The 24512-nt window shown below is 59.5% G+C and carries 23 protein-coding genes; 10 read left to right on the forward strand and 13 right to left on the reverse strand.

Going from position 1 to position 24512, the window contains the following annotated elements; all coding sequences use genetic code 11:
* Positions 1–87 precede the first annotated feature (87 nt).
* From LRO94_RS22405 to LRO94_RS22450, 10 genes are all read right to left on the reverse strand, one after another.
* Positions 88–933 carry a D-hexose-6-phosphate mutarotase gene (locus LRO94_RS22405; RefSeq protein WP_032891005.1) on the reverse strand — a complete coding sequence of 282 codons (846 nt, stop codon included), beginning with the start codon at positions 931–933 and terminating at the stop codon, positions 88–90.
* Between the two features lie 99 nt (positions 934–1032).
* Positions 1033–2379, reverse strand: coding sequence for a carbohydrate porin (locus tag LRO94_RS22410; protein WP_032891004.1), 1347 nt, complete (start codon positions 2377–2379; stop codon positions 1033–1035).
* An 85-nt stretch (positions 2380–2464) separates the two neighbouring features.
* A complete protein-coding gene (locus tag LRO94_RS22415; protein WP_179179951.1) occupies positions 2465–3625 on the reverse strand; it encodes an ABC transporter ATP-binding protein in 1161 nt (386 codons plus the stop codon).
* Positions 3626–3627: 2 nt separating this feature from the next.
* Positions 3628–4473: a carbohydrate ABC transporter permease gene (locus tag LRO94_RS22420; protein WP_032891002.1), complete on the reverse strand. Its 846-nt coding sequence runs from the start codon at positions 4471–4473 to the stop codon at positions 3628–3630.
* Positions 4466–5374: a carbohydrate ABC transporter permease gene (locus LRO94_RS22425; protein WP_003175732.1), complete on the reverse strand. Its 909-nt coding sequence runs from the start codon at positions 5372–5374 to the stop codon at positions 4466–4468. The genes LRO94_RS22420 and LRO94_RS22425 overlap by 8 nt, the downstream gene beginning before the upstream one ends.
* An 80-nt stretch (positions 5375–5454) precedes the next feature.
* The gene (locus LRO94_RS22430; RefSeq protein WP_032891000.1) at positions 5455–6741 is read right to left on the reverse strand and encodes an ABC transporter substrate-binding protein; all 1287 of its coding nucleotides are present in this window, start codon (positions 6739–6741) and stop codon (positions 5455–5457) included.
* Positions 6742–6845: 104 nt separating this feature from the next.
* Positions 6846–8105, reverse strand: a complete 1260-nt coding sequence (locus LRO94_RS22435; protein WP_179179950.1) for a D-mannose isomerase — start codon at positions 8103–8105, stop codon at positions 6846–6848.
* A gap of 250 nt (positions 8106–8355) precedes the next feature.
* Positions 8356–9201 carry an ATPase gene (locus tag LRO94_RS22440; protein ID WP_032890998.1) on the reverse strand — a complete coding sequence of 282 codons (846 nt, stop codon included), beginning with the start codon at positions 9199–9201 and terminating at the stop codon, positions 8356–8358.
* Between the two features lie 126 nt (positions 9202–9327).
* Positions 9328–10326: an NAD-dependent epimerase/dehydratase family protein gene (locus LRO94_RS22445; RefSeq protein ID WP_032890997.1), complete on the reverse strand. Its 999-nt coding sequence runs from the start codon at positions 10324–10326 to the stop codon at positions 9328–9330.
* A 52-nt stretch (positions 10327–10378) separates the two neighbouring features.
* A complete protein-coding gene (locus tag LRO94_RS22450; RefSeq protein ID WP_179179949.1) occupies positions 10379–11272 on the reverse strand; it encodes a LysR family transcriptional regulator ArgP in 894 nt (297 codons plus the stop codon).
* Between the two features lie 97 nt (positions 11273–11369).
* Here LRO94_RS22450 and LRO94_RS22455 point away from each other — a divergent pair, with 97 nt between their 5' ends.
* The 7 genes from LRO94_RS22455 to LRO94_RS22485 all read left to right on the forward strand — a co-directional run bounded on the left by LRO94_RS22455 (position 11370) and on the right by LRO94_RS22485 (position 18902).
* Positions 11370–11771: an ACT domain-containing protein gene (locus LRO94_RS22455; RefSeq protein ID WP_032890994.1), complete on the forward strand. Its 402-nt coding sequence runs from the start codon at positions 11370–11372 to the stop codon at positions 11769–11771.
* 5 nt (positions 11772–11776) lie between these two features.
* Positions 11777–12379: a LysE/ArgO family amino acid transporter gene (locus LRO94_RS22460; protein ID WP_032890993.1), complete on the forward strand. Its 603-nt coding sequence runs from the start codon at positions 11777–11779 to the stop codon at positions 12377–12379.
* 177 nt (positions 12380–12556) lie between these two features.
* A complete protein-coding gene (locus LRO94_RS22465; protein WP_032862548.1) occupies positions 12557–13153 on the forward strand; it encodes a superoxide dismutase in 597 nt (198 codons plus the stop codon).
* Between the two features lie 153 nt (positions 13154–13306).
* Positions 13307–13471: a hypothetical protein gene (locus LRO94_RS22470; RefSeq protein ID WP_163033191.1), complete on the forward strand. Its 165-nt coding sequence runs from the start codon at positions 13307–13309 to the stop codon at positions 13469–13471.
* Between the two features lie 196 nt (positions 13472–13667).
* Entirely contained in the window at positions 13668–15719 is a 2052-nt protein-coding gene (locus tag LRO94_RS22475; RefSeq protein ID WP_179179948.1) for a putative bifunctional diguanylate cyclase/phosphodiesterase, read from the forward strand.
* 126 nt (positions 15720–15845) lie between these two features.
* Positions 15846–17189: an imelysin family protein gene (locus LRO94_RS22480; protein WP_179179947.1), complete on the forward strand. Its 1344-nt coding sequence runs from the start codon at positions 15846–15848 to the stop codon at positions 17187–17189.
* A 258-nt stretch (positions 17190–17447) separates the two neighbouring features.
* Complete coding sequence (locus LRO94_RS22485) at positions 17448–18902, forward strand: TrkH family potassium uptake protein (RefSeq protein WP_032890990.1); 1455 nt, start codon at positions 17448–17450, stop codon at positions 18900–18902.
* On the opposite strand, the gene LRO94_RS22490 is transcribed toward LRO94_RS22485, so the two are convergent.
* Entirely contained in the window at positions 18859–19917 is a 1059-nt protein-coding gene (locus LRO94_RS22490) for an AraC family transcriptional regulator (RefSeq protein ID WP_032890989.1), read from the reverse strand. The two genes, LRO94_RS22485 and LRO94_RS22490, sit on opposite strands and share 44 nt — an antisense overlap.
* 162 nt (positions 19918–20079) lie before the next feature.
* On the opposite strand from LRO94_RS22490, the gene LRO94_RS22495 reads away from it, so the two are divergent.
* The 3 genes from LRO94_RS22495 (at position 20080) to LRO94_RS22505 (ending at position 22239) form a co-directional block, all read left to right on the forward strand.
* Complete coding sequence (locus LRO94_RS22495; RefSeq protein WP_032890988.1) at positions 20080–20391, forward strand: DUF962 domain-containing protein; 312 nt, start codon at positions 20080–20082, stop codon at positions 20389–20391.
* Positions 20392–20754: 363 nt separating this feature from the next.
* Positions 20755–20937, forward strand: coding sequence for a hypothetical protein (locus tag LRO94_RS22500; RefSeq protein WP_032890986.1), 183 nt, complete (start codon positions 20755–20757; stop codon positions 20935–20937).
* Positions 20938–21042: 105 nt separating this feature from the next.
* On the forward strand, positions 21043–22239 hold the full coding sequence (locus tag LRO94_RS22505) for an MFS transporter (protein ID WP_179179946.1): 1197 nt from the start codon (positions 21043–21045) through the stop codon (positions 22237–22239).
* Here LRO94_RS22505 and arfB read toward each other — a convergent pair.
* On the reverse strand, positions 22236–22649 hold the full coding sequence (gene arfB, locus LRO94_RS22510) for an alternative ribosome rescue aminoacyl-tRNA hydrolase ArfB (RefSeq protein ID WP_032890984.1): 414 nt from the start codon (positions 22647–22649) through the stop codon (positions 22236–22238). The two genes, LRO94_RS22505 and arfB, sit on opposite strands and share 4 nt — an antisense overlap.
* Positions 22650–22828: 179 nt before the next feature.
* Positions 22829–24247, reverse strand: coding sequence for an amino acid permease (locus LRO94_RS22515; protein ID WP_032890982.1), 1419 nt, complete (start codon positions 24245–24247; stop codon positions 22829–22831).
* Positions 24248–24512: the final 265 nt, after the last annotated feature.

The following is a 24512-nucleotide window of genomic DNA, read 5'->3' on the forward strand; positions in this document are numbered from 1 at the left end:
GGGCAAGCCCCCTCCCACATTTGAAATGTATTCACAAATCAAACTGTGGGAGGGGGCTTTCCCCCGATAGGGCCATCAGCCACACCGCTAAACCCCAGCCCGCGCCTGCAAGCTGAGATGCGCCCGCTCCCCCGGCGCCAGACTTGCGCCAGCCATCGCCGACTCCACGCACACAAACCCCGACGCCTCGTTAAAACTGACCCCCAGCAACGGCCGGCTGCCTGGATGCCACACCACGGTGTCCGCACTGTCGCCAGTGTCGATACACAGTTCACGCTGCCAGGCGTGATCCTTGAGCTGCAGTTCACCCTCGTGCTGGAACACCCGCTGGCACCCACCGTCCACCCGCAACTCGCCTTCCTGCTGGCAAGCCTGACGATTGAGCTGGTCATAACCTTGGGCGCCGTCGAGCCCAGACAGCGCTATCTCATCGACGTGACCAATACGCCAGTAAGCGTGCAAAGCATGGCTCAACTGGCATGGGAGTTCGTCTTGATGCTCGGTGCTCAGGCGCAGTTCCAGGGTTTCACCCAGGTGCGCGTGCAGGTCGACCTGCCAGTCGCACAACTGCAATTGCCAGTGCAGGCGTACGCCGTCGTCGTCGGTGCTGCTGTCGAGCAGTTTCCAGTCGATCAATCGCGCCCAGCCATGGGATGGCCACGCGTTCTCGCTTGGGTGACGGCCGTACCACGGCCAGCACACCGGCACGCCACCACGGATGGCGCCGACTTGCGGCCACTTAGCCGCGCACCACAGCCAGGGTTTCTGGCCACGGGGTTGGAAATGCAACAGTTGCGCGCCCTGCCGACTGAACACCGCCTGACACAGCGGATGGTCAATCACCAACACATCGCGCATCTGAAAGCGCTCCCAGGCGAACACTGGACGCTCGCGCAAGGATTTGAAAAAGCGTTGCAGCGGATGCTCATGCATGTGCCACGGTCCCGAATATCACAGTGCCACCCAAAAAAAAGCGGATAGCCATGGCTACCCGCAAATGCGCACAGAGAGAAGGAGCTTATCGCAACAACGTTAGAACGTAGACTGAATTTTCAGGCCAGCCACCAACGCGTTGTCGACTTTATCCACGCCGCCCGGTTGGACAACGTATTGCAGGTTGGGACGCACGGTCAGCCAGTTGGTGACGTGGAAGCCGTAGTTGATTTCGAAGTTGTACTCGGTTTCGCGAATCGGCGTGTACAGCGCACTGTCATAGTCACTTACGCCATTATCGGCGTTCAGCAGCTCAGCGTTCTTCTTCACATCATTGTTGACGTGCAGACGAGCAGCACCAATGCCGACGTCATCTTTTGGACGCGCGTCGAATGGACCTTTGTACACCAGCATCAAGGACTGGTAGTTGTCGACCAGGTTGGTTTCCTTGTCGTGGAAGGTGGCGTTCGCTGCGATGTTCAGGCCGCGCGAAGCATCGCCGTTGTGCGTGGTGAGCTGCTGTTGTGCAACGAACCAGTAGCCTTTCTTGCTGCTGCGGGTACGGAAGTCTGCGCCAGTGAGGACCGCATTGCCGCCGTTGACGTCTTCACGCACGTCCGGTGCATCAGCCGCGCTCTTGTAGTAACCCACACGGTATTCGCCCGGCAGGTTGTTAACTTTCGGCGACCAGACCAATTCCACCGGAATCACGGTGCCCTTGGTGCCACTGCCGCTGAGCTTGAAGCCATTGCCGTGCTCAAGCTGCGATGGGTTCTGGTTGTAGGCACCGATCTGCGCGTACAACTCAGGCGTGATGTTGTACTTAACGCGAATGGCCGCCTGGCTGACAGGCCAGTTGTACCAAGTGTTCACGTAGTTACCGACTTGCGAGCCGCAGAACGACAGGTTCTGGAAGTCGCATGGGAAGGTGTTGAAGTCTTCGCCTTCACCGAAGTAGCCGAGCTTCACATCCAGCTTGTTGTCGAACATCTGGTGTTGAATCCAGAACTGGGTCAGACGCACCATGTGGCCACGACCGTAGACTTCCATCGACGAGCTCAGCGTGCCGGCACGCGGATCGCCAATGCGGTCGTTGGAGATGTTCTGGCCATTACGGTTGGTCAACTGGATCTTGGCCTGAGTGTTATCCCAGCCCCACAGCTTTTGCAGATCCAGTGCTACGCCCAAACCAAACTGGTCGGAGTAACGACCAGTCTTGTCGTCGTTGTAGCCACCATGCAGGTTGGCGCCCATCTCCCCAACGTAGTCGGCCTTGATATCGATACCTTGCTCGATCAGCTTGGTACGCTCGCCGCCCCAATCGCCGGTCATCCACTTGGAATCGGCGCTGAATGCATCGGCCGCCATCGCATTGGCGGACAATACCAGGGCTGCTGCTGCTGACAGTTGGCAGATCAGCCGAGTGTTGTTGTGTTGCTTTTTCATCCCTACATCCTCGTCTTTATTGTTATTAAACTGTTTTTATCTAACGCGGGTTACATTTTTTAACTAAAACAACGACTTATATCGTTCAGCGACCCTTGAACTGAGCCACGTTATCGGCATGTCCCTGTGTCGGCACTGAGGCAGCAGTGCCCAGACGCTCCCCCGTCTTGGCGTCGAACAGCAACACCTTGGCCGGATCGAATTGCAGGGTCAGGGTCTCGCCCACCTGGGGTGCCACATCGGGCGCCAGGCGGCAGCAGACCTTGGTGTCATTGAGTTGCACGAACACCAGGGTGTCCGGTCCGGTTGGCTCGGTGACCTGAACTTCGGCACGAATGCTCGATGCGTTGTCGCCCTCGCCTGTCGCCAACATGATCTGCTCCGGGCGCAGGCCCAGGATCACGTCGCGGTCTTCAAGACCCGCATCCGTCACGTTCAGCGCCAGCTCACAACGGGCCTGGCCGCTGTCGAGCAGTGCCACCAGGCGACCGTCCTTGCGTTGCAGGCGCAGAGGTACGAAGTTCATCGGCGGCGAACCGATGAAGCTCGCCACGAACTGGTTGGCCGGGTTGTTGTAAATCTCTTTCGGCGTGCCGAACTGCTGGATGATGCCGTCCTTCATCACCGCCACTTTGTCGCCCAGGGTCATGGCTTCGATCTGGTCGTGGGTCACGTAGACGGTGGTGGTTTTCAGACGCTGGTGCATCAGTTTCATTTCGGTGCGCATCTCGACGCGCAGCTTGGCGTCGAGGTTGGACAGCGGTTCGTCGAACAGGTAAATCTTCGGCCGACGCGCCAGGGCACGGCCCATGGCCACGCGCTGTTGCTGGCCGCCGGAGAGTTGGCCCGGCTTGCGGTTAAGCAGGTGTTCGATTTGCAGCAGCTTGGCCACGCGCGCCACTTCGGCGTCGATGTCGGCTTGCGGCATCTTGCGGATCTTCAGGCCAAACTCGATGTTCTCGCGCACGCTCATGGTCGGGTACAGCGCGTAGGACTGGAACACCATGGCGATGTCGCGATCCTTGGGGCTCATGCCGCTCACATCCTGGTCACCGATCATGATCGCGCCGCCGGTGATGGTCTCAAGACCGGCGATGCAGTTCATCAGCGTGGATTTACCGCAACCCGAAGGGCCGACCAGGATCAGGAATTCACCTTCCTTGATCGACAGTTCGATGTTCTTCAAGGTGTCGGGCAGGCCGGCGCCATAGGTCTTGTTTACATTGCGAAGTTCAAGCGTAGCCATGATTACCCCTTGACCGCGCCGGCCGTCAGGCCGCGCACGAAATACTTGCCTGCGATCACATAGACCAGCAGGGTCGGCAGCCCGGCGATCATCGCCGCCGCCATATCCACGTTATATTCCTTGGCCCCGGTGCTCGTGTTGACCAGGTTGTTCAGCGCCACCGTGATGGGCTGGGAGTCGCCACTGGAGAACACCACGCCGAACAGGAAGTCGTTCCAGATCTGAGTGAACTGCCAGATCAGGCAGACCATGATGATCGGCGTCGACATCGGCAGAATGATCTGACGGAAGATGGTGAAGAATCCTGCACCGTCCAGGCGCGCAGCCTTGATCAGCGCATCCGGAATGCTCACGTAGTAGTTACGGAAGAACAGCGTGGTGAACGCCAGGCCGTAAACCACATGGATGAACACCAAGCCTGTGGTGGTGCTGGCCAGGCCCATCTTGCCGAGGGTGAACGACGCGGGCAGCAGCACGGTCTGGAACGGCAGGAAGCAGCCGAACAGCAGCAGACCGAAGAACAGCTGCGAGCCACGGAAGCGCCAGAACGACAGCACATAACCGTTCAATGCGCCGATGGCAGTGGAAATGAGTACGGCCGGAACGGTGATCTTGATCGAGTTCCAGAAGTAACCATCGACGGTGTCCCAGGCCTTGACCCAGCCGATGCCGGTGACCACGGTGGGCCAGCTCAGCAGGTTGCCGTTGGTGATGTCTTCCGGGGTCTTGAAGCTGGTGAGGAGCATCACCACCAGCGGCACCAGGTACAACAGCACGGCGAGGATCAGCACCGCGTAAATCGCGATGCGGCTCAGGCTGATGGACGGTTTAGAGGCGAGACTAGTCATTACGTTTGGTCCTCAGCTCGGAGTAGAGGTAAGGCACGATGATCGCGAGGATCGCACCGAGCATCAGGATTGCACTCGCCGACCCCATGCCCATCTGGCCACGGCTGAAGGTGAACGAATACATGAACATCGCTGGCAGGTCGGACGAGTAGCCCGGACCTCCAGCGGTCATCGCCGCTACCAGGTCGAAGCTCTTGATGGCAATGTGCGCCAGGATCATCACCGCACTGAAGAACACCGGACGCAGGCTCGGCAGCACCACGCTCCAGTAGATGCGCGGCAGGCTCGCGCCGTCGATCTGCGCGGCGCGGATGATCGATTGATCAACGCCACGCAAACCGGCGAGGAACATCGCCATGATGAATCCGGACGCTTGCCACACAGCAGCGATTACCAGGCAATAGACCACACGATCCGGGTCGATCAGCCAATCGAGACGGAAGCCTTCCCAGCCCCAGTCACGCAGGAGTTTGTCCAGGCCCATGCCCGGGTTGAGCAGCCATTTCCAGGCGGTACCGGTGACGATCATCGAGAGCGCCATCGGGTACAGGTAAATGGTGCGGATGAAGCCTTCGCGGCGGATTTTCTGGTCGAGGAAAATCGCCAGCGTCACGCCGATCACCAAGGTGATGCCGATAAACATGCCGCCAAACAGCGCCAGGTTCTTGCTCGCCACCCACCAGCGATCGTTGTCGAATAAACGCTCGTACTGCGCCAGACCCGCCCATTTGTAGCTTGGCAGGAACGTGGATGTGGTGAACGACAGCACAAACGTCCACAGGATGTAGCCGTAGAAGCCCACCAAGACGATGAACATGCTGGGCGCCAGCACCAGTTTGGGTAGCCAGCGCTGCAGTGCATCGAACGGCGAGGCTTTGCTGAACACAGCAACAGAACTCATGGGGAAATCCAATACAGGGAAAAAGGACTACAGGAACAGGCCTTGTGAGGGGTTAGGGGTCCCCCTCACAAGGTCAGCTTTTACTTGGCTGACTTGATCGCAGCGCCGAGTTTCTTGGCGGTGTCGGCCGGGTCTGCTTTCGGGTCGTTGATGAAGTTGGTCACGACATCAAAGAACGCGCCTTGCACGGCCAGTGTGGTGGCCATGTTGTGCGCCATGCTTGGCTGCAGGCCGCCAGACTTGGCGTCTGCCAGGAAGTCTTTGGCAGCGGTCTGGGCGCAGGAGTCGAAGCCGAGTTTGTCCATTTCATTGAGCATGTCAGTACGAACAGGGATCGAACCCTTGTTGATGCTGAACACTTTCTGGAAGTTTTCACCCAGCACGACTTTGGCGATGTCCTGCTGACCGGCAGCGGTGCCTTTGTCTTTCTGCTTGAACACCGCCAGGGAGTCGATGTTGTAAGTGAAGGCTTTGTCGGTGCCCGGGAAGGCTACGCACTCGTAGTCTTTACCGGCGACTTTCTTGGCGGCAGTCCATTCGGACTTGGCCCAGTCACCCATGATCTGCATACCGGCCTTGCCGTTGATGACTTTGCCGGCTTCGAGGTTCCAGTCCTGGCCTTTGCCATCGACGTCCATGTAGGTCGCGACTTTCTTAAGCTCGGTGAGGGACTTGACCATTTCCGGGCCGGTCAGCGCGGCGTTATCCAGGTCAACCAGGGCTTTCTTGTAGCCATCGGCACCCATCACCGAGAGCACGACCGCTTCGAACACGGTGCTGTCCTGCCAAGGCTGGCCACCGTGGGCGAGCGGAATAAAGCCCGCAGCCTTGAGCTTGTCGCCGGCTGCGTAGAATTCTTCGAGGGTGGTTGGGTTCTTGGTGATACCGGCTTTCTTGAAGACTTCCGGGTTGATCCACAGCCAGTTCACACGGTGAATGTTGACCGGCACGGCGACGTAGTCACCGTCGTACTTCACGGTGTCGGAGACTTTCTTGTCGAGCAGGGAGTCCCATTTTTCTTCTTTGGCGACGTCTTTGAGCACGTCAGTGTCGAGCAGGCCAGTGGACGCCCATTCCTGGATATCGGGGCCTTTGATCTGGGCAACGCCGGGAGGGTTACCGGCGACCGCGCGGCTTTTGAGCACGGTCATGGCAGTGGCGCCACCGCCGCCTGCAACGGCACCGTCTTTCCAGGTGAAGCCGTCTTTCTCGACTTGGGCCTTCAGGACATCTACAGCCGCTTTTTCGCCACCCGAGGTCCACCAATGCACAACTTCAACCGTACCTTTGGAGTCGGCGGCAAATGCACTGAGGGGAAACAACGAGGCAACGGAAATAGCTACGGCGAGGCGATTAATCGCGTTCATCTGAATACCTTTTCTTGTTGTTATGCATGCAAGTCTAGAGCTTGCGCTGCACGGAGTTTAAACATGGTTTTTTCGAGCGCGGGTAACAAAGGGACGCACAAATGTCACCAGTTGGTGACATAGCGCCCAGCGCTTAATGCGCTGGTCATGCTCGGTGCCAAGGGCAGTGCAGGCAGCACCACCGCTTGCCAGGCATGGTACAGGTCCGGCTTGCCACCCCAGATAGTGCTGCTGGGCTGGTTATGCGGGTTGAGTTCGTGGTGCCAACTGCCGTGGATGCGGTCGATAAAGTGGGTTTCGCAGAACTCCCAGAAGCGCCGATACCAGGTTTCGTAATGCAGTTCGCCAGTGCGTTTAAGCAAGGCTTGGGCTGCGGCGCAGGCTTCGGCGTGGGTCCAATGCAAGCGTTCGCGCACCACCGGCTGGTGGTTCCAGTCCAGGGTGTAAACGATGCCGGGGGCGCCATCCACGGCCCAGGCGTATTCGCAGGCGCTGGCGAACAAGCCTTTGGCCTCGCTCACCAACCAATCCGGCGTGGCCAGCCCCGCTTGCAGGCGGGCGGCCTCGAGGTGCAGCACCAGCCGCGCCCATTCAAAACCGTGGCCTGGGGTGATGCCGTAGGGGCGGAAGCCGTCGGCGCGGTTGTCTTCGTTGTAGTTCAGCAACGGGCGCCAGTGCGGGTCGAAATGCTCGATGACCATAAACTGGTTACCGGCGGCGTGGGTGTGGATCACGCGCTCGACTATACGCAGTGCACGGTCCAGCCAGCGGGTATCGCCCGTCACATCGGCCAAGGCAAGGAAGGCTTCGGTCGCGTGCATATTGCTGTTGGCGCCGCGATAGGCTTCGACGCCACTCCAATCCTGAGCAAAGGATTCGAGCATAACGCCCTCCTCTTCGCTCCAGAAAAACTGGTCGATGATGTGGGTCGCATCATTGAGCAGGTTTTGCGCACCAGGCGCGCCCGCCACCACGGCAGAACTGGCTGCCAGGGCGACGAAAGCATGCAGGTAGGCGGCCTTGCCGGTATTGCCATCGAAGGCCTGAGGCGTGGCGAACCAACCGCCGTGTTTGCTATCACGCAAAGGGCCACTGAGGGCCGCAACACCGTGCTCAACCAATTCGGCATAGCCCGGCAAGCCCATGGCATGGGCCATGGCGAAGCTGTGGGTCATGCGTGCGGTATTCATGGTTTCGGCGTGGGCATTGGCTGGCAGTTGGCCTTTTTCGTCGAGGTTGCCAAAACCTTCAGGCAGACGCGAGGCCTTGGCGAATGCCAGCAAGCGCTGCCCTTCGGCGGCGAGCCAAGCGTGATGGGCAGGTGCATTCAGCCAACTGCTGGCAGGCAGTCGTTGCGTAGTCATGGGTGGCCCTTATTATTTTTTGTGGGGTGACCGGAGTCTAAACAAGGGCGAGATGAGGGCAAGTAACGAAGGGGAAGGTAAATGTCACCAAGCAGTGACAATGTTAAAGGTGAGCATTATTCCACCCTCAGCATCCAATCCAAATGTAAGAGGGGGCTTGCTCCCGATAGCAGAGTGTCAGTCGTTACATCTATTGACTGATCCACCGCCATCGGGACCAAACCCCCTCCCACATTAAGGCTGGTTTTGGTCATTGACCCAGAGGGGTGATCTTCGCCGGTGCGTTGAGCTGTTGTTGCAGGTTCTGCACCTGGCTTTGCAGGGTAGTGATATTGCGGGTGGTCTGGATGCGGAACACATCGAACTCTTTATTGGTCGGCGCATCGTTATTGGCCGGCTGGTTGTCCTGCGCACTTTTGAGCACAACCAAATCCTGCTCAAGACGGGCGATGGCGGCGCTTGGGTTGCCTTGTTTTTTCAACGCGGCAACGTCGGCGACCAACTCTTTTATCTCACCGTCGCGCTTGCCTGCATCACCTTGCGCAGCCTTGAGGCTGGCTACGGCGTCGGTCAGGGCCTGCACCTGACCTTGCAGCTTGGCATTGGCGCTCGACAGCTCGTTGGTGCTGGACGTCATTTGTGCGAGACGCTTGTCCAGTTCGGTGGCCTGGCCGGCTACGCCGAGTTGCTGCTTGCCCTGCTCCAGCAGTTGGCTTTCCAACTGCTTGATCTGCAGTTTCAATGCTTCGCTGCCGTTGTTCACGCTGGCTTCGCTGGCCACCACTTTGCCGGAGATATCCTGCAGGCGCCCCGCCGCTTCTTCGCTGATCCGCGCAAAACTTTCCTGGGTGGCAACCAACTGCTGGCCCATCAGGGATATCTGCTGGAAGCTCCACCAGGCCAGGCCGGCAAAGGCGATCAGCAGCGCGCCGATCAATGCCCACAGCGGGCCGGTGCTGGCGCCCTTGACCTTGACGACCGGCACGTTGCGCGAACGCACCGAGGTGGCCGGGGAAGGTTCGAAATCATCGTCATCCCCATGATCGGCCCGCAGGCTGGGAACGTTGTCGAAATCGTCTTTAGCATCGTTACGCATGAATCAACCCTGAATCGGTGAGTTAGCTGGCTGGTGGCCGAGCGACGGGAGTATAAACCCCAGCCCCGTCGCACTGATCGACCCGGAACCCTGAATTCGGTTCCCGATGTGTTGCCTGGTGTGACCTTATTTGAGCCCCGGATCCTGCGCCTTCCACCAACTGCAGAACTCGTCGAGGGCGGTCCACAGGCTGACCTTCGGCTCGTAATCCAAATAATGCCTGGCGCGGCTGATGTCGAGGGTGAAATCTTTGTTCATCACCTGCATGCCCAGACGCGTCAACGCCGGCTCCGGGCGCCCGGGCCACAGTGCGCAGACTGCCTCGTTCAACGCCGCCACGCTGTAGGACAAGCCGTAGGACCGATACCGGGTGACCTGAGGCAGTTCCATTTGGCGCATCACGTAGTTCACCACATCCCACACCGGCACTGGCGCGCCGTTGCTGATGTTGTAGGCCCGCCCCAACGCCGAACCGGGGGCCAGCAAACTGCTGAGCAGGGCTTCGTTGAGGTTATGGATACTTGTGAAGTCGACCTTGTTCAGGCCGTCGCCGACGATCGCCAGGCGCTTCTTGCGCTGCATTTTCAGCAAGCGCGGGAAAATGCTCATGTCCCCGGCACCAGTAACGAAACGCGGGCGCAGGGCGAGCACTTCAAGGCCGAACTCCTGGGCACCGAAAACCTTTTGTTCCGCCAGGTATTTAGTCGCAGCGTAGGGATGTTTGAAGCGTTTTGGCACTTGTTCTTCAGTCAGGCCCAGATGATCGCGGCCATCAAAATAAATCGAAGGCGACGACAGGTGCACCAGGCGCCCAACCCGCTGTTTAAGGCAGGCTTCAACGACGTTTTCGGTGACCAGCACGTTGCCCTGGTGAAAGTCCTGGTAACGCCCCCACAGTCCCACCGCACCCGCGCAGTGCACCACGGCTTCGACATCGCGGCACAGGTCGCGCACCAGGTCGGCGTCGTTCAGATCACCTTGGATAAACTCGGCGCCGCGCCGTACCAGGTGTTCCACACCCTCGGCGCGCCGCCCGTTGACCCGCACGTCCAGGCCCTGCTCCAGGGCGAAACGCGCAAAGCGCCCGCCGATGAAGCCGCTTGCGCCGGTGACCAGAATCTTCATGTATTACCCCGTGTTCTTTCGTTTTTCATCGCTGTTGCCTTGACGACCGCTCTCAGTCCAACGGCACCAACCATTGGCCACATGCGTGGGCCAAGTGATCGGTCAGCAGGCCCAACAACTGCCCGCCACTGCGCCAATGATGCCAGTACAACGGCACATCGATGGGCTTATCTGGCAATAACTCCATCAGCACACCCTTTTCCAGCTGGTCGCGCACCTGCAGTTCAGGCACCAATCCCCAGCCAAGCCCGGATTCCGCCAGGCGGATAAAGCCTTCGGACGATGGGCATAAGTGGTGTTCGAAACCACCGTCCACGCCGAGGGATGCCAGGTAGCGGTGCTGTAGGAAGTCGTCCGGACCAAACACCAGCGCTGGTGTGCGGGCCAGTTGATCGGCGCGCACTCCCTGTGGAAAGTGACGGGCAATAAAGGCAGGGCTGGCGAGGGCCCGATAGCGCATGGCGCCCAACAACAGACTGCGGGCGCCGGCCACCGGACGTTCGCTGGCGCAGATACACGCAGCCACTTCACCGGCGCGCATGCGTTTGAGACCAACGGTCTGGTCTTCCACAATCAGATCCAGCAGCAAATGCTGTTCGGCGCAGAAGTCACTGACGGCCTCAGCCCACCACGTGGCAAGGCTGTCGGCATTGAGGGCGATGCGCAGGCGTTCGGGCATGCCTTCTTCGTCCAGCGCGGGCACCTGGCTTTGCAGATCGCGCTCCAGCAAGCGCACCTGCTGCACATGGTTAAGCAGACGTCGCCCAATATCGGTCGGCGTCGGCGGTGAGGCGCGCACCAGCACCGGCTGGCCGATGCGCGCTTCCAATAATTTGATGCGCTGGGAAATCGCCGATTGCGACAGCCCCAGCACTTGGGCGCCTCGTTCAAAGCCAGCCTGTTCCACCACCGCCGCCAGGGCGGAAAGCAATTTATAGTCGAACATCAGTTTCTCTAATGAGCGATCAGCAGTATTGGTTTTTCTTATACAGGTAAGCCCGTGAGAATGACCAGCATTGCTTACTTCTATTAAGGAATCTCACATGGCCGGCGAAACCGCCCTGGCAACCCTGTTGCGCAGTATGAGCCCTCACCTCAATGACGGTGATTACGTGTTCTGCACCCTGCCCGATCACAACATCCCGGCAGGATGCGAAGTGATCGGCAGCTTCCGTGAACAGGAAGGCCTGACGCTGATCCTGGAACGCCAGCAAGCCGAACACGCTGGGTTGGCCTTCGATTACGTAGCCGCCTGGATCACCCTGAATGTGCATTCAGCCCTGGAAGCCGTTGGCTTGACGGCCGCCTTCGCCAGTGCGCTGGGCAAGGCTGGGATCAGTTGTAACGTGATTGCCGGCTACTACCACGACCATCTATTTGTCGGCCGGGCCGATGCAGAACGCGCGATGCATGTGTTGCGGCAACTGGCTACGGACTCGGAGTAAACCCTATGTGGCAAAGCTATCTGAATGGGCTGTTGGTGGCGCTGGGCCTGATCATGGCCATCGGTACGCAGAACGCTTTTGTATTGGCGCAAAGCCTGCGCCGTGAACATCACCTGCCGGTGGCGGCGTTGTGCGTGGTGTGTGATGCGCTACTGGTGGCGGCCGGGGTGTTCGGCCTGGCCACTGTCCTTGCGCAGAACCCGCTGCTGTTGGCAGTTGCCCGCTGGGGCGGCGCGGCCTTCCTGTTGTGGTACGGCACCCTGGCACTGCGTCGGGCGTTCTCGACACAGAGCCTGGAACAAGGCGGCAACCTCAAAGTGCGCTCGTTGCGCGCGGTGATGCTCAGTGCCTTGGCGGTGACACTGCTCAACCCCCACGTTTACCTGGACACGGTGCTGCTGATCGGCTCACTCGGCGCGCAACAGACCGAACCTGGCGCCTACGTAGCAGGGGCCGCAAGTGCATCATTCCTGTGGTTTGCCACCCTGGCACTCGGCGCCGCGTGGCTGGCCCCCTGGCTCGCACGCCCGGCCACATGGCGGCTGCTGGACTTGGTGGTGGCAGTGATGATGTTCAGCGTGGCTTACCAATTAATAAGCGCGCCATGAACTTATTCCAAAAGGCTCTGGAACCTCTATCCCACACAGTTGTTGCGTGGTTTTGCCGCACCCCCGGTGCTATGATCCTGCCCCTGCGCCGCAAAGAGTACAAACTCCCCGGCGCTTGTTTGGCCGCCCGTGATCGGCCTTGCGCTCACCGCAACTGACCTGATTAGGAGAATCATCATGGCTTTCGAATTGCCGCCGCTGCCCTACGCACACGATGCCCTGCAGCCGCACATCTCCAAGGAAACCTTGGAGTTCCACCACGACAAGCACCACAACACCTACGTCGTGAACCTGAACAACCTGGTGCCTGGCACCGAGTTCGAAGGCAAGACTCTGGAAGAGATCGTCAAATCTTCTTCGGGCGGCATCTTCAACAACGCCGCTCAGGTCTGGAACCACACTTTCTACTGGAACTGCCTGGCGCCAAACGCCGGCGGCCAACCAACCGGCGCGCTGGCTGAAGCCATCAACACTGCGTTCGGTTCGTTCGACAAGTTCAAGGAAGAGTTCACCAAGACGTCCGTCGGCACCTTCGGTTCCGGTTGGGGCTGGCTGGTGAAAAAGGCTGACGGTTCCCTGGCCCTGGCCAGCACCATCGGCGCCGGCAACCCGCTGACCAGCGGCGACACCCCGCTGCTGACCTGCGACGTATGGGAACACGCCTACTACATCGACTACCGCAACGTACGTCCAAAGTATGTGGAAGCGTTCTGGAACCTGGTCAACTGGAAGTTCGTGGCTGAGCAGTTCGAAGGCAAGACCTTCACTGCCTAAGCAACCCTTGCAGTAGAAAGAGCCCGGCGATTGCCGGGCTTTTTTGTGGGCGTCGACTCTGGACCGACCGGGAAGTGCGGAACTCAATAAGAGGAATACGCCACCCAACCGGTGAGAGGAATACACCTCTCACTCAATGTCGGAGAATCAGTGATGAATCCAATGTCGATGATCGGCGGCGCAGCCTCCGCGCTCTTGCCTGTCCTGGGTAAAGCGGCGGAAATAGGGATGGATGTGGTTAAGGACATATTGGGCGCCAAGGCTCCTCAGTTAGGGGCGGATCAACAGCCACCAGCCCCGCCAAAAATTGAGTTTTAATCCGCCACCCGCTTAACGCCCCTTCGCACTCGCACGCGTAACAAATAACGGCGGATCAAATCCGCCGTTTTCCTGCCCCATGCCCGAACAAAACATCCATCCCCTTCTCCCTGCAATGTTCCTTTGACTGCCATCACCAGATTGCCAATACTCATGGCATATTGAAGGCCACCCGCATGAGACAAGGAATGCCCCTTTGAAGCTGGAACTCAAAAACAGCTTGTCGGTGAAGTTGCTACGGGTTGTGCTGCTGTCGGCATTGATCGTGGGCGTTGCGCTGAGCGTGGCGCAGATCGTTTTCGATGCCTACAAGACGCGCCAGGCCGTGGCCGAAGATGCCCAGCGCATCCTCGACATGTTCCGCGACCCCTCGACCCAGGCTGTCTACAGCCTGGACCGCGAGATGGGTATGCAGGTGATTGAAGGCCTGTTTCAGGACGATGCCGTGCGCATGGCCTCCATCGGCCATCCCAACGAAACCATGCTCGCGGAAAAAAGCCGCGCTTTGCAGCATTCCTCCAGCCGCTGGTTGACCGACCTGATTCTGGGACAGGAGCGCACGTTCACCACCGCATTGGTCGGCAAAGGCCCCTACAGCGAGTACTACGGCGACCTGAGCATCACCCTCGACACCGCCACCTATGGCAAAGGCTTTATTGTCAGCTCAGTGATCATCTTTATTTCCGGGGTATTACGCGCATTGGCCATGGGCCTGGTGTTGTACTTGGTGTATCACTGGCTGCTGACCAAGCCGCTGTCGCGGATTATCGGGCACCTGACGTCGATCAACCCGGACCGCCCCAGCGAACACAAGATCCCGCAGCTCAAGGGCCATGAACGCAACGAATTAGGGTTGTGGATCAATACCGCCAATCAGTTACTCGAATCTATCGAACGTAATACCCATCTGCGCCACGAAGCAGAAAGCAGCCTGCTGCGCATGGCCCAGTATGATTTCCTGACCGGCCTGCCGAATCGCCAGAAACTGCAGGAGCAACTGGACAAGATCCTGATCGACGCCGGCCGCCGTCAGCGCCGCGTAGCGGTGTTGTGCGTGGGGCTGGATGATTTTAAAAGCGTAAACGAGCAGTTCACCTACCAGGCCGGCGATAAATTGCTACTCGCCCTGGCCGACCGTCTGCGGGCCCACAGCGGCCGCCTCGGCGCGCTCGCCCGCTTGGGGGGTGACCAGTTCGCCCTGGTACAGGCCGATATCGAACAGCCTTATGAAGCCGCCGAACTGGCGCAAAGTATCCTCGACGATCTGGAAGGGGAATTCGCCCTCGACCACGAACAGATTCGCCTGCGGGCCACCATCGGCATCACCCTGTTCCCGGAAGACGGCGACAGCACCGAGAAGCTGCTGCAAAAAGCCGAACAGACCATGACCCTGGCCAAGAGCCGTTCGCGCAACCGCTATCAGTTTTATATCGCCAGCGTCGACAGCGAGATGCGCCGTCGCCGTGAGTTGGAGAAAGACCTGCGGGAAGCCCTGGGACGTGACCAGTTTCACCTGGTGTACCAACCGCAGATCAGCTATCGCGACCAGCATGTGGTCGGTGTGGAAGCGCTCATCCGCTGGCAACATCCAGAACACGGCTTGGTGCCGCCGGACCTGTTTATCCCGCTGGCCGAACAGAACGGCACCATTATTGCGATCGGCGAATGGGTGTTGGACCAGGCTTGCCGGCAATTGCGCGAATGGCATGACCAGGGCTTCATCGACCTGCGCATGGCGGTCAACCTGTCCACCGTGCAGTTGCACCACGCCGAATTGCCGCGGGTGGTCAATAACCTGATGCAGATTTACCGTTTACCGCCGCGCAGCCTGGAGTTGGAAGTTACCGAAACCGGGCTGATGGAAGACATCAGCACCGCCGCCCAACACCTGCTGAGCCTGCGCCGCTCCGGGGCGTTGATCGCCATCGATGACTTTGGCACCGGCTATTCATCGCTCAGCTATCTCAAGAGCCTGCCGCTGGACAAGATCAAGATCGACAAAAGCTTCGTCCAAGACCTGCTGGACGACGACGACGATGCCACCATCGTGCGGGCGATTATCCAACTGGGCAAAAGCCTGGGCATGCAGGTCATCGCTGAAGGCGTGGAAACCGCCGAGCAAGAGGCCTACATCATCTCTGAGGGCTGTCATGAAGGTCAGGGCTACTACTACAGCAAACCCTTGCAGGCCCGGGAGCTGGCAATTTTTCTGAAGCAGGCTGAGCGTAATAACGCAGCCATTCTCTGACGTGGCAAAACGATACTGAATATTTCCCACGTTTAACCCTTTACACAAAATGCAAATCTTTCGCATTATGTTGCAGTTTTGCGCGCCCCCGCGTGCCCTATTAACAACCGAAGCAGGATGTTCGCCATGATTCGTATGCCCCTGGCCACCGCCAGTCTGCTGGCCATTGCCATTTCTCTCGCCGGTTGCGGCGAAGGTAAAGACAAGGCCGCAGCGCCCCAGGCGCCGACCCCGGCCGCCAGCACCACCGCTCCAGCGGCTGCCACTCCTGCCGGTCAGGTCGACGAAGCGGCTGCCAAGGCCGTTGTCGCGCATTACGCCGATATGGTCTTCGCGGTGTACAGCGATGCCGAATCCACCGCAAAAACCCTGCAAACCGCTATCGACGCCTTCCTCGCCAAGCCCAACGACGAAACCCTGAAAGCCGCCCGTGCCGCTTGGGTTGCAGCGCGCGTGCCGTACCTGCAGAGCGAAGTGTTTCGCTTCGGCAACACCATCATTGATGATTGGGAAGGTCAGGTTAACGCCTGGCCCCTGGACGAAGGCCTGATCGACTACGTCGACAAATCCTACGAGCACGCCCTGGGTAACCCTGGCGCCACTGCCAACATCATCGCCAACACCGAGATCCAGGTCGGCGAAGACAAGATCGAAGTGAAGGACATCACCCCGGAAAAACTCGCCAGTCTCAACGAGCTGGGTGGTTCCGAAGCCAACGTCGCCACCGGCTACCACGCCATCGAATTCCTGCTCTGGGGCCAAGACCTGAACGGCACCGGCCCTGGCGCCGGCAACCGTCCTGCCTCGGACTACCTGACCGGCGATGGCGCCACTGGCGGCCACAACGAGCGTCGTCGTGCCTACCTCAGCGCCGTGACCCAATTGCTGGTCAGCGACCTGCAGGAAATGGTCGGCAACTGGAAACCCAACGTCGAAGACAACTACCGCGCCACCCTGGAGGCAGAACCTGCCACCGACGGCCTGCGCAAAATGCTGTTCGGCATGGGCAGCCTGTCCCTGGGCGAGTTGGCCGGTGAGCGCATGAAGGTTTCCCTGGAAGCCAACTCGCCGGAAGACGAACACGATTGCTTCAGCGATAACACCCACAACTCGCAGTTCTACGACGCCAAGGGCATCCGCAACGTCTACTTGGGCGAATACACCCGCGTCGACGGCACCAAGATGACCGGCGCGAGCCTGTCGTCCCTGGTAGCCAAGGCCGATCCGGCTGCCGACACCGCTCTGAAGGCCGACCTGGCTGCGACCGAAGCCAAGATGCAGGTCATCGTTGATCATGCCAACAAGGGTGAGCACTACGACCAGTTGATCGCGGCCGGCAACGACGCAGGCAACCAAATCGTGCGCGACGCGATTGCTTCGCTGGTCAAGCAGACCGGTTCGATCGAAGCCGCAGCGGGCAAGCTGGGCATCAGCGACCTGAACCCGGATAACGCTGATCACGAGTTCTGATCAGTGCCGTGTTGAATGAGGCGACCTTCGGGTCGCCTTTTTTTTACCTGCCTTTCACAGCAGTACCACCACCCAGGAACCAATGCGAGAGGGGGCTTGCCCCCGATAGCGCTGGTTCAGCAGATATTTCCTTCGTTGATACACCGCCATCGGGGGCAAGCCCCCTCCCTCATTTGATTTGCGTCGCTTTCAAGGCCCGGTTTACATGCCCTGCACCCTAGGTAGAATGACGCCTCTGCCCTATTTCGAGCTCATTTCATGGCGTTGCCGACCCTACGCATCATCGGTTTCATCATCGGCATCTTCCTGATCACCCTCGCGATCGCCATGGTCGTGCCCATGGCCACCCTGGTGATCTTCGAACGCACCAGCGACCTGCCCTCGTTCCTGTGGGCCAGCCTCATCACCTTTATCGCCGGCCTTGCCCTTGTAATCCCCGGTCGCCCCGAGCACGTGCACCTGCGCCCGCGGGACATGTACCTGCTGACGGTCACCAGTTGGGTGGTGGTGTGTGTGTTCGCCGCGCTGCCGTTTTTGCTGACCCAGCACATCAGCTACACCGACTCGTTTTTCGAAAGCATGTCCGGCATTACTGCCACCGGTTCTACGGTGCTCAGCGGGCTGGACAGCATGTCGCCGGGCATCCTGATGTGGCGTTCGCTGCTGCACTGGCTAGGCGGTATCGGGTTTATCGGCATGGCGGTAGCGATCCTGCCGCTGCTGCGCATTGGCGGCATGCGCCTGTTCCAGACCGAGTCCTCGGATCGTTCGGAAAAGGTTATGCCCCGCTCTCACATGGTGGCGCGGCTGATTGTGGCGGCGTATGTAGGCATCACCATCCTCGGCAGCCTGGCGTTCTGGTGGGCCGGCATGGGCCTGTTTGACGCGATCAACCATGCGATGTCGGCGATTTCCACCGGTGGGTTCTCTACCTCCGACGAATCCCTGGCCCACTGGAAACAACCGGCGGTGCATTGGGTCGCGGTGGTGGTGATGATCCTCGGCAGCCTGCCATTCACCCTGTACGTCGCCACTTTACGCGGCAACCGCCGGGCGCTGCTCAGGGACCAGCAGGTACAGGGCTTGCTCGGTTTGCTGGTAGTGACCTGGCTGGTGCTCGGCACCTGGTACTGGTGGACCACCAACCTGCACTGGCTGGATGCACTGCGCCACGTGGCGTTGAACGTCACCTCAGTCGTCACGACCACCGGCTTTGCGCTGGGGGACTACAGTCTGTGGGGCAACTTCTCACTGATGTTGTTCTTCTACCTGGGCTTTATCGGTGGCTGTTCAGGTTCCACCGCCGGTGGGATCAAGATCTTCCGCTTCCAGGTCGCCTATATCCTGCTCAAGGCCAACTTGAACCAGCTGATTCACCCGCGCGCGGTGATCAAGCAGAAGTACAACGGCCACCGTCTCGACGAAGAGATCGTGCGCTCGATCCTGACCTTCTCGTTTTTCTTTGCCATCACCATCTGCGCTATCGCGTTAGCCCTGTCGCTCCTGGGCCTGGACTGGATGACCGCACTCACCGGCGCCGCCAGTACCGTCTCCGGCGTCGGCCCCGGCCTTGGGGAAACGATCGGCCCGGCGGGCAACTTCTCCAGCCTGCCGGATGCGGCCAAGTGGATCCTGTCCCTGGGCATGCTGCTGGGCCGGCTGGAGATCATCACAGTCTTTGTTCTGTGCATCCCGGCGTTCTGGCGTCACTGACGGTCGACGTGTCTTGCAACCGCGCCCGGTATTCGCCGGGCGTGGTATCGAACCAGCGGCGAAACGCGCGAAAGAAGTTGCTCGGATCGGCAAAGCCCAGCAGGTAGGCAATCTCCAGCAGCGTCATGCTCGGCTGTGCCAGGTATTGCTCGGCGAGTTCGCGGCGGGTGTCGTCGAGCAGGGTCTGGAAACTCGTGCCCTCCTCCTGCAGACGCCGCTGCAAGGTGCGCTGGGACAGGTGCAACGTCTGGGCCACCACTTCACGCTTGGGTTCGCCTTGGGGCAGCAGACGACACAGCACTTGCCTCGCCTTGTGGGTCACGCGGCTCTCGGAAAAACGCGCCAGGTATTCACCGGCAAAACGGTCGTGCAACAACGCCATCGCCTCGTTGGCCGTCGGCAGCGGTGCGTCCATGTCGGCGCGTTCGAAAATCAACGCGTCATAGGGCGCGTTGAACTCCAATGGTGCGTGGAAAGCTTGCTTATAAGGCTCCAGGTCCGCCGGTTGTTCACCTTGCAACATGACTTTTCGCGGCTGCAAGGTACGGCCGGTCAGCCAGCCGCATAGTGCCAATGCACAGGCCAGAGAGGCTTCGGCACTTTGCCTTGTGGGCGGCAGATGATCGCCATGCACCGTCAGAATCAGCGCATAGCCTTCGGGTAGCAGTCGGAAACTCAAGTCGGCGCTTTCGGCAATGATCCGCTGGTAACGCACCAGCCGCATGAAGCCCTCGGCTAGGGTGTTACTGGACATCAGCGCATAACCCGCCACATGAAACGACGCCGGGCGCACTACCTTGCCCATGTTCAGGCCAATCGCGGGGTTGCCCGACAGCTCGACTGCCCGTTGCCACAGGCGCGTCATGGAGTCTTGCGGGAACCGAGCATCGGGGTCATTGAGGGCGGCGTAGTCAAGGCCCAGTTGCTTGAACAGGGCGCGGCAATCCAGACCATCCATTTCCAGTGCCTTGACTATCCCCATCGCCCAGCTTGCAGAAGTTGTTCGTTCGCTCATGGCGTCTTCTTAATAAAGCAGGCTCATAACGGCAGCCAGGAATCCAAGGATACTAAAGTGGCATCTAATGTCACTGGCTGTTACCACTGATCACTCTAGACTCAAATAAGCTCCCCGCCGAACATCTGTTGGGCGGCACAACAATCAAAAGGGCCGGTCACCGTGGAAAACGTCAAGCGATTCAATAGCTTCGCCGAGTTTTACCCTTACTATTTGGCCGAACATGCCAACAGCACCTGCCGTCGCCTGCACTTTATCGGCACCACCCTCGTGATCGGTATTTTGGCCTATGCCATTGGCAGGGGGTCGTTAGGCCTATTGCTGGCCGTGCCGATTGCCGGCTACAGCTTTGCCTGGATCGGACACTTCTTCTTCGAAAAGAACCGCCCGGCAACCTTTCAGCACCCGTTCTACAGCCTGCTGGGAGATTTTGTGATGTACCGCGACATGATCCTGGGCAAGGTGCCGTTCTGAACGGTGTGACCTCTTGTCACTTGCGTGAAGCCATAAAGGTTCGTGCATCCGCCGATATAAAAGTCTTTTTGTCATTTACAGTGCTGTATCCTGCCAAAGCTTTTTGAGAGCGCGGAATCACCTGCGATTGAAAAAACAGACCTTGCGAGGAGCGACGACGATGCACGAGATACCTAATCTCCCCTTCCCAAGCCTGCACGAAACTGAGCAGCCAACACCGCAGCAGGCCAGCGCGAAGCAGCCTGAGGCCAAAGAAGCAAAACCAGTCGACAGCAAAAGCCAGGACTGACGCCGTACCAGACCGTGTGGAAAGCGCAGCTTTGAGCGCTTTCCACACTGCCTGAATCCTCCGAGATCCCCGCCATGACCGATACCCTCCCCAATACCCCGGACACCGCCGTACTCGACGCTGCCTTGCAGATGGTCGAGGTGTGGAACCGCCTCAGCGCGGACAAGCAAGCCGTACTGCTCAAGCGCTTCGGTACCCAGGAAAACGCCTTGGCTGCTCTGGTCACCACCCAATTACTGGCCCCGACCAAAACCTGACGTCTTTTTGATCTGACGTTTTTGCGTTTTACCGCCCTGCACACGTCAAAGCACCGGTATCATTAGCAGCCTATCTTTACCTGCTGCGACAGTGGACCTCTTCCCATGCCAGATACCCAGCGCCCCATGGCGGTCACGCTGCAAGTTGTTTCCATCGTGTTGTTCACCTTTATCGGCTACCTGAATATCGGTATCCCCCTGGCCGTATTGCCGGGCTATGTCCACAGTGAGTTGGGCTATGGCGCGGTGATCGCAGGGCTGGTGATCAGCGTGCAATACCTGGCCACCCTGCTGAGCCGTCCTTACGCGGGCAAAATCATCGATAACCTGGGTAGCAAGCGCGCGGTGCTGATCGGCCTGGCGGGCTGCGGCCTGAGTGGCGTGTTCATGTTGCTCGCTGCGTGGTTTTCAAACCTGCCGGCTGTCAGCCTGGGCAGCCTGCTCGTCGGTCGATTGGTACTGGGCAGCGCAGAAAGCCTGGTGGGGTCTGGCGCCATCGGCTGGGGCATCGGCCGAGTTGGCGCGGCGAATACGGCCAAGGTCATCTCCTGGAACGGCATTGCCAGCTATGGCGCGCTGGCCGTCGGCGCGCCGTTGGGCGTAGTGCTGGTGAAAAAATTCGGGCTGTGGAGCATGGGCGTCAGCATTATCCTGCTGGCCGTCGTCGGCCTTTTGCTGGCCTGGAACAAGGTTGCCGCGCCGATCGTGGCCGGTGTGCGCTTACCGTTCATGAACGTGCTGGGCCGTGTATTGCCCCACGGCTGCGCGCTGGCCTTGGGTTCCATCGGCTTTGGCACCATCGCCACCTTTATCACTTTGTATTACACCACTCAGCACTGGGATAACGCGGTGTGGGCCCTGAGCCTGTTTGGCGCCAGTTTTATCGGCGCACGGCTACTGTTCGGGAATTTGATCAACCGCATCGGCGGCTTTCGCGTGGCGATTGCGTGCCTGTCAGTAGAGATCCTCGGCCTGCTGTTGCTGTGGCTGGCGCCTGACGCCAACCTGGCCTTGGCCGGCGCGGCATTGAGCGGGTTCGGGTTTTCCCTGGTGTTTCCGGCACTGGGGGTGGAAGCGGTCAACCTGGTGCCCGCGTCCAGCCGCGGTTCGGCGGTGGGCGCCTACTCGCTGTTTATCGACCTGTCCCTGGGCATCACCGGTCCGTTGGCCGGGGCCGTGGCGGCAGGCTTCGGTTTTGCGTCGATCTTCCTGTTCGCCGCCCTCGCCGCCCTCGGTGGCTTGCTGCTGAGCGTGTACCTCTACCGGCAAGCGCCCCTGGCCCGCGAGGCACGCGGCGACTAAAAGTCGACCTTGCCACGCCCCGCCTTGATGCTGCCGCGCTTGGTCTTGGATTCCAGGCGCCGCTTCTTCGAACCCAGGGTAGGCTTGGTCGGCCGGCGCTTTTTCTCCACCTTGGTGGCGCTGAGGATCAACTCCACCAGACGTTCCAACGCATCGGCACGGTTCTGTTCCTGCGTGCGATATTGCTGGGCCTTGAGTATAAGCACCCCTTCGCTGGTGATCCGGCTGTCGCGCAGCGCCAGCAACCGCTCCTTGTAGAACTCCGGCAACGACGACCCCGAAATGTCAAAACGCAGGTGCACCGCGCTCGACACCTTGTTGACGTTCTGCCCACCCGCGCCCTGGGCACGGATGGCGGTCAGCTCGATCTCGGCGTCGGGCAGGTGCACGTTGTTGGAAATAACCAGCATCAATCAAAAACCTTACGAAACGGACAAGCCCTACTCGGACAACAACATCGACGCCTGGGCTTTGGAAATCACGGCGCCTTTGAACAGTTTGGCATCATTGAGACGAAATCCGCTCAAATCACCGCCCCGCCAACAAAAAACCCGGCAAAGCGCCGGGTTTCCTGTTTATGCCAGCGGGCTTACTTCAGCACACTTGCCGCAGTCAGCGCCGCTTCGGCACTGCGCTTGTTCTTGATCCAGTAACACACCGCCATAAACGCCACCCACACCGGGATCGCATACACAGACACCTGGATCCCCGGAATCATCAGCATGATGACCAGGATAAACACCACGAACGCCAGACACACATAGTTGCCATACGGGTACCACAGCGCCTTGAACAGCGGCACTTGGCCGGTGCGGTTCATGTGCTGGCGGAACTTGAAGTGGGAGAAGCTGATCATCGCCCAGTTGATCACCAGCGTTGCCACAACCAGGGACATCAGCAGTTCCAGGGCATGTTGCGGGATGAAGTAATTCATCAGCACGGCCACCAGGGTCACGGCCGCCGAGGCGAGGATGGATCGCACCGGTACACCGCGTTTGTCGATCTTGGCCAGGGCCTTGGGCGCATCGCCCTGCTCGGCCATGCCCAGTAGCATGCGGCTGTTGCAGTAGGTGCCGCTGTTGTACACCGACAACGCTGCGGTCAAGACCACGAAGTTGAGGATGTGCGCGGCGGTGTTGCTGCCCAACATCGAGAACACCTGCACGAACGGGCTGCCGCTGTAGGCATCGCCGGACGCATTAAGGGTCGCCAGCAGGCTGTCCCATGGCGTCAGCGACAACAGCACCACCAAGGCGCCGATGTAGAAAATCAGGATGCGGTAGATCACCTGATTGATCGCCTTGGGGATCACAGTGCGTGGCTGATCGGCTTCGGCGGCGGTGAAGCCGAGCATTTCCAGGCCGCCAAAGGAGAACATGATGATCGCCATGGCCATCACCAAGCCACCCACGCCATGGGGGAAGAACCCGCCGTGTTCCCACAGGTTGCTCACCGAGGCTTGCGGGCCGCCGCTGCCGCTGACCAGCAGATAGCTGCCCAAGGCGATCATGCCGACGATCGCCACTACCTTGATGATGGCGAACCAGAACTCGGCTTCACCGAAGACTTTGACGTTGGCCAGGTTGATCAGGTTGATCAACACGAAGAACGCCGCTGCCGAGACCCACGTCGGGATCTCCGGCCACCAGTAGTGCACGTATTTTCCGACGGCGGTCAGCTCGGACATGCCCACCAGGATGTACAAAATCCAGCAGTTCCAACCCGACAGGAAGCCGGCAAAACCGCCCCAGTACTTGTGGGCAAAGTGGCTGAAGGAACCGGCGACCGGCTCTTCGACGATCATTTCGCCGAGTTGGCGCATGATCATGAAGGCGATGAAGCCGCAAATGGCATAGCCCAGGATCATCGACGGGCCGGCGGACTTGAGCACCCCGGCCGAGCCGAGGAACAAGCCGGTGCCGATGGCGCCACCGAGGGCGATCAACTGGATGTGCCGATTTTTCAGGCCGCGTTTCAGCTCGCCTGAAGAGGAATTGGGTCCACTCATGAAAAGGGTCTCACGCAAGGTTTGATGATGTGAATGCACGTGGCTGACTTGAATTCCGCCTCAAGCAGCGCCGCTCAAACCCCAGCGAAGGCACAAGGAGTACAGCGTCTTTCTAACGGTCATGCGTCACCTGTTTGTTTTTATCTGTGACGAAATCGAACCCGCCAGGCTCGTGGCCAGGCGGAATGATCAGGGTCGGCAAACCCCGAGGTCTTGGCCTTTTGCGGGTTACGCAAAGGGGGTCACAGTAAAACGCGGCGCATTG

This window comes from Pseudomonas sivasensis (genome assembly GCF_021391435.1).
Classification (GTDB): Bacteria; Pseudomonadota; Gammaproteobacteria; order Pseudomonadales; family Pseudomonadaceae; genus Aquipseudomonas; species Aquipseudomonas sivasensis.

Coding starts and splice junctions, on each gene's coding strand:
- LRO94_RS22405 (WP_032891005.1), bottom strand. CDS start 933: ATGCATGAGCATCCGCTGCAACGCTTTTTCAAATCCTTGCGCGAGCGT.
- LRO94_RS22410 (WP_032891004.1), bottom strand. CDS start 2,379: ATGAAAAAGCAACACAACAACACTCGGCTGATCTGCCAACTGTCAGCA.
- LRO94_RS22415 (WP_179179951.1), bottom strand. CDS start 3,625: ATGGCTACGCTTGAACTTCGCAATGTAAACAAGACCTATGGCGCCGGC.
- LRO94_RS22420 (WP_032891002.1), bottom strand. CDS start 4,473: ATGACTAGTCTCGCCTCTAAACCGTCCATCAGCCTGAGCCGCATCGCG.
- LRO94_RS22425 (WP_003175732.1), bottom strand. CDS start 5,374: ATGAGTTCTGTTGCTGTGTTCAGCAAAGCCTCGCCGTTCGATGCACTG.
- LRO94_RS22430 (WP_032891000.1), bottom strand. CDS start 6,741: ATGAACGCGATTAATCGCCTCGCCGTAGCTATTTCCGTTGCCTCGTTG.
- LRO94_RS22435 (WP_179179950.1), bottom strand. CDS start 8,105: ATGACTACGCAACGACTGCCTGCCAGCAGTTGGCTGAATGCACCTGCC.
- LRO94_RS22440 (WP_032890998.1), bottom strand. CDS start 9,201: ATGCGTAACGATGCTAAAGACGATTTCGACAACGTTCCCAGCCTGCGG.
- LRO94_RS22445 (WP_032890997.1), bottom strand. CDS start 10,326: ATGAAGATTCTGGTCACCGGCGCAAGCGGCTTCATCGGCGGGCGCTTT.
- LRO94_RS22450 (WP_179179949.1), bottom strand. CDS start 11,272: ATGTTCGACTATAAATTGCTTTCCGCCCTGGCGGCGGTGGTGGAACAG.
- LRO94_RS22455 (WP_032890994.1), top strand. CDS start 11,370: ATGGCCGGCGAAACCGCCCTGGCAACCCTGTTGCGCAGTATGAGCCCT.
- LRO94_RS22460 (WP_032890993.1), top strand. CDS start 11,777: ATGTGGCAAAGCTATCTGAATGGGCTGTTGGTGGCGCTGGGCCTGATC.
- LRO94_RS22465 (WP_032862548.1), top strand. CDS start 12,557: ATGGCTTTCGAATTGCCGCCGCTGCCCTACGCACACGATGCCCTGCAG.
- LRO94_RS22470 (WP_163033191.1), top strand. CDS start 13,307: ATGAATCCAATGTCGATGATCGGCGGCGCAGCCTCCGCGCTCTTGCCT.
- LRO94_RS22480 (WP_179179947.1), top strand. CDS start 15,846: ATGATTCGTATGCCCCTGGCCACCGCCAGTCTGCTGGCCATTGCCATT.
- LRO94_RS22485 (WP_032890990.1), top strand. CDS start 17,448: ATGGCGTTGCCGACCCTACGCATCATCGGTTTCATCATCGGCATCTTC.
- LRO94_RS22490 (WP_032890989.1), bottom strand. CDS start 19,917: ATGAGCGAACGAACAACTTCTGCAAGCTGGGCGATGGGGATAGTCAAG.
- LRO94_RS22500 (WP_032890986.1), top strand. CDS start 20,755: ATGACCGATACCCTCCCCAATACCCCGGACACCGCCGTACTCGACGCT.
- LRO94_RS22505 (WP_179179946.1), top strand. CDS start 21,043: ATGCCAGATACCCAGCGCCCCATGGCGGTCACGCTGCAAGTTGTTTCC.
- arfB (WP_032890984.1), bottom strand. CDS start 22,649: ATGCTGGTTATTTCCAACAACGTGCACCTGCCCGACGCCGAGATCGAG.
- LRO94_RS22515 (WP_032890982.1), bottom strand. CDS start 24,247: ATGAGTGGACCCAATTCCTCTTCAGGCGAGCTGAAACGCGGCCTGAAA.